Raw genomic sequence first — 1057 nt, forward strand, 5'->3', positions numbered from 1 at the left:
GGAGCCCAGTGTATTCACCTCACCGCGCGAGCCACCCGCCATCGACGGCCAGGACATGGCCATGGATATAGTTGGCGGCGCTGGAAGACAGGAACACCGCCGCCCCGCCAATATCGCTGGCCTCGCCCCAGCGCCCGGCCGGGATGCGCTCCTGTATCTGCCGGTTGCGTGTCTCGTCCGCCTGCAACGCGGCGGTATTGTTGGTCGCGATATAGCCCGGCGCGATCGCGTTGACGTTCACGCCCTTGGCGGCCCACTCATTCGCCAGCAGCTTGGTCAGCCCCGCAACCCCGCTCTTGGACGCGGTATAGCTCGGCACCCTGATGCCCCCCTGAAAGGACAGCAGAGACGCGATGTTGACGATCTTGCCCGAACCCTGGGCCAGCATGTGCCGCCCGGCCGCCTGCGCCAGGAAGAAGGTCGCCTTGAGATTGGTGTCGATCACCGCATCCCAGTCCGCCTCGCTGAAGTCCACGCTGTCGGCCCGGCGGATGATCCCGGCATTGTTGATCAATATGTCGAGCCCGCCCAGCTTGTCGATCGTCTCGTCGACCACCCGCTGCACCGGTTCGATGCTGGAGAGATCGGCCGACACGATCTCGGCCTTCCGACCCAGCGCTCGCACCTTCTCGACAGTCTCCTGCGCCGGGGTGCGGCCCACCGCCGCAATGTCGGCGCCAGCCTGCGCCAGCGACAGCGCGATCGCCTGCCCGATGCCTGTATTGGCTCCGGTGACGATCGCCACCTTGCCGCCAAGATCGAAGATATTGGTCATCAGCTATTCTCCGCGTCATCCCCGCGCAGGCGGGGACCCATCTCCTGCCCTTCAAGCCGGGCGCAAGGTTGAGAGATGGATTCCCGCCTGCGCGGGAATGACGATAAGGGGGAAAGTGCGTGCGGATTATGCCAGCTGGCAGATATCCAGCACATTCATGTCGGTATAATCCTGATTCTCGCCCGCCATCGCCCAGATGAAGGCATAGGCCTTGGTGCCCGATCCCATATGCACCGACCAGGGCGGCGAGATCACCGCTTCCTCATTGGCCATGACGATATG

Annotated in this window: 2 protein-coding genes; both read right to left on the reverse strand. The window is 64.0% G+C overall.

Annotation, left to right across the window (positions count from 1 at the left end; translation table 11 throughout):
* Positions 1–19: 19 nt before the first annotated feature.
* Positions 20–775 carry a 2-dehydro-3-deoxy-D-gluconate 5-dehydrogenase KduD gene (gene kduD, locus BMX92_RS26745; protein ID WP_093022793.1) on the reverse strand — a complete coding sequence of 252 codons (756 nt, stop codon included), beginning with the start codon at positions 773–775 and terminating at the stop codon, positions 20–22.
* A gap of 126 nt (positions 776–901) precedes the next feature.
* A partial coding sequence (locus BMX92_RS26750; protein WP_177185294.1) for a 5-deoxy-glucuronate isomerase occupies positions 902–1057 on the reverse strand: 156 nt, incomplete at its 5' end.

Origin of the sequence: Sphingobium sp. YR768, from assembly GCF_900111125.1 — a bacterium.
GTDB lineage: Bacteria > Pseudomonadota > Alphaproteobacteria > Sphingomonadales > Sphingomonadaceae > Sphingobium.